A 2390-nucleotide genomic window follows, 5' to 3' on the forward strand; every position below is an offset into this window, starting at 1 on the left:
GCTGGGGGCAAATCTGGTCTGTTTCCACCCCCCGCGGGCCCCGCCGGCCCCCCGGGCGCATAACACCCGCCCCCCGTTTTTGTGGGGGCCCCTTGGGGGGGCCCCGCCCCGGCCGGGCGGGGCCGGGCCACCGACACATGCACGGCGCCGGTACTGCACGGTCCGACTCAGCGTCCGGCGTTTTGGATCCCGGCGAGGTTTCCGACAACAGGGGCCGGTGCGCCAGAGGTCATGAAGGCGGCCCGGGCTCGACCCGGTAAGTTAGCGATCTTCGGGTGGCCCAAACTCCCGGAGTCCTCGAAGGCGAACGCCCATGATGAACTCCGATCAGCCTCGCGCACGACTTCGCCTCGATGCCGCGCTGGACGGCCTGGCCGCCACCTTCCGCGGGATGACCGCCCACCCCGACGAGCACAACTGCGAGTGTCACTGGGGCAGCGCGGATGAGCTCGCGCAACTCAAGGTGCCGGATACGGAGCTGGACCCCGACCTCCTGCAGCGCACATGGCAGGCCATCGACTGGAGCGACCACGCATCTGTTCTGCGCCGCATCCTGCCCCAGTTCGCCACGTCCCTCGTCAGCGGTCCCGTAGAGCCCTCCTTCGGCATGGAGCGGGCCGGGCTTTCGTTCGCTCTCGGCCACTGGCAGCAGTGGCCTGCCGAGCAAGCAGCGGCAGTCAGGGAATTCCTGCAGGCATGGTGGGCGCACACGCTCACCGATCCGGATCCCGCCGTACCCGCGTACGAGGTCCTCGTACTGGGCGCCGAAGCATCTGCCACGCTGAGCCCCTGGCTCAACACCTGGAGCGCACTGAGAGCCCCCGTATCCGACCAGCACCTGGCCGAAGCGGCGGCACACTGGGAGTACGACCTACTCGGCGATCAACTTCCCTGGGACGCTTGGGAGAACGAGGAAGAGATACGCGCCGAGCTGACTGCCTGGCTCGTCCGCCACGCTCCCGCCCGGCTTCGTGCCCACGGCGTATCCGAGGAACTGCTTCACCGGATACGGCTGCTGGGCGTCACCGGCCTCGAACGCTGGGAGGACCCGCATTGGCCCGGCCATCGCTACTGATCCACCGAACCGCGCGATGCTCCCTGTCCGAATGCCGAGGCACGTGGGCCGAAGCAGGCCGCCTCAAAGGAATTGCAAGCGCGGTCGGGCGGAGTGCCCGGACGGTGACGGAACGGGCCGGAGATCGAAATACTGGGGCGATGCGGCGGGCCTACGTTCACGAAGCGGTCCTTGTCATGCGGCCGGACGCAGACCTGCGGGCGCCCGGGGCGGCGATCACCGCTGCGCTTTGCGGACATTGGGAACACGAGCCGCCGTGCCCGCTGGCCGCGCATCACACGAGAGCGGAACGGGTCGGAATCCGGGTACTGCTGCGAACGTTGTTTGCTACCGAGCCCGCCACCGAGCATGTGGTGCGCGGCCGTATCGATCTCGCCCTGGCGGCCGGTCGGATGCAGGGGCCGGATGCAGGGGTCACCCGCTGGCGGGTGCACAGCAGCGGGCGCAGTGACCTGACCGCCGAGGAGGCAGGCAGCGCCGAGCGCCTGACGGACACCTGACGCGGGCGAGGCTCCGGTGTTAGGCACTTCGTCGGCTCTGTCGCTGATCTTGTGACGGGGGCTGTAGCCCTGCGCGGATTATCGGATCGCGTCGATCTTCGGCATGGGGTGATCCCACGAGCCCATCAGTTCGACCATGATCTGACGTGCCAGCGCCCGGGCTTCGTTCCAGCCCGGGGGTCTGTCCCTAGTGTTTCCGTGGTCCAGCGGTCTGCATTCTGCTGTCCGCTCATCTCGGTGACGAGGGCATCACGCGTGATCGAAGTCGAGTGCCAACTGGTCGCCCGCCTCGTCCTCGTCGAGGACCTGCATGGTGGCGGTGTTGTGCCAGCTGGTGGCACGGCGTGTGGTGATCAGGAACAGGTCCGCTCTGACGCGGCCCAACGGGGCACGGATGTCCTCGAGAATGCCGACGTTGGGCCAGAGGGCCCGGCTCCTATGGCTGACGACGATGCCGTCCCCACGGTCTTCGGCCACTTCCGGCGGGTGTTGCGTCCCGGCGGGCACTGCTGCTCGGCTTTCACGTCGGCGACGAGTCGAGGCTGAAGACGCAGGGCTACGGCGGTTACCCGATGAACGTCTACGTCCACCGCCGCCAGCCTGACCAAGTGGCGGCCTGGCTACGCGATGCCGGGTTCACGGGCGAGGCCCAAATGCTGCTCGACGACGTCGACGAGAGCGTTCAAGGGGCGGTCCTTTTCGCGCGCCGTCAGTCCTAGTTACTTGCCCCTGAAGAAGTCGGGGCTGCCGGCGGTGTGACGCGTTGGGGAGAGCTGGTGGAGCCATCGGTTGGCCGGGACAGTTGACGTGGGTCA

The 2390-nt window shown here is 68.1% G+C and carries 4 protein-coding genes; 3 read left to right on the top strand and 1 reads right to left on the bottom strand.

From position 1 onward, the window contains the following. Positions 1-316: 316 nt before the first annotated feature. On the top strand, positions 317-1075 hold the full coding sequence (locus ACFYWY_RS38105) for a hypothetical protein (protein ID WP_389196095.1): 759 nt from the start codon (positions 317-319) through the stop codon (positions 1073-1075). 320 nt (positions 1076-1395) lie between these two features. After that, a complete protein-coding gene (locus ACFYWY_RS38110; protein WP_389196086.1) occupies positions 1396-1575 on the top strand; it encodes a hypothetical protein in 180 nt (59 codons plus the stop codon). A gap of 249 nt (positions 1576-1824) precedes the next feature. Here ACFYWY_RS38110 and ACFYWY_RS38115 read toward each other — a convergent pair whose 3' ends face one another. Then, positions 1825-2052, bottom strand: coding sequence for a hypothetical protein (locus ACFYWY_RS38115; protein ID WP_389196089.1), 228 nt, complete (start codon positions 2050-2052; stop codon positions 1825-1827). 95 nt (positions 2053-2147) lie between these two features. Here ACFYWY_RS38115 and ACFYWY_RS38120 point away from each other — a divergent pair, with 95 nt between their 5' ends. Continuing rightward, positions 2148-2294 carry a hypothetical protein gene (locus tag ACFYWY_RS38120; RefSeq protein ID WP_389196092.1) on the top strand — a complete coding sequence of 49 codons (147 nt, stop codon included), beginning with the start codon at positions 2148-2150 and terminating at the stop codon, positions 2292-2294. Positions 2295-2390: the final 96 nt, after the last annotated feature.

Origin of the sequence: Streptomyces sp. NPDC002870, assembly GCF_042888505.1 — a bacterium.
Classification (GTDB): Bacteria; Actinomycetota; Actinomycetes; order Streptomycetales; family Streptomycetaceae; genus Streptomyces.

Excerpts from the sequence above, each read along its gene's own strand:
- ACFYWY_RS38120 (WP_389196092.1), top strand. The coding sequence starts at position 2,148 with ATGAACGTCTACGTCCACCGCCGCCAGCCTGACCAAGTGGCGGCCTGG.
- ACFYWY_RS38105 (WP_389196095.1), top strand. The coding sequence starts at position 317 with ATGAACTCCGATCAGCCTCGCGCACGACTTCGCCTCGATGCCGCGCTG.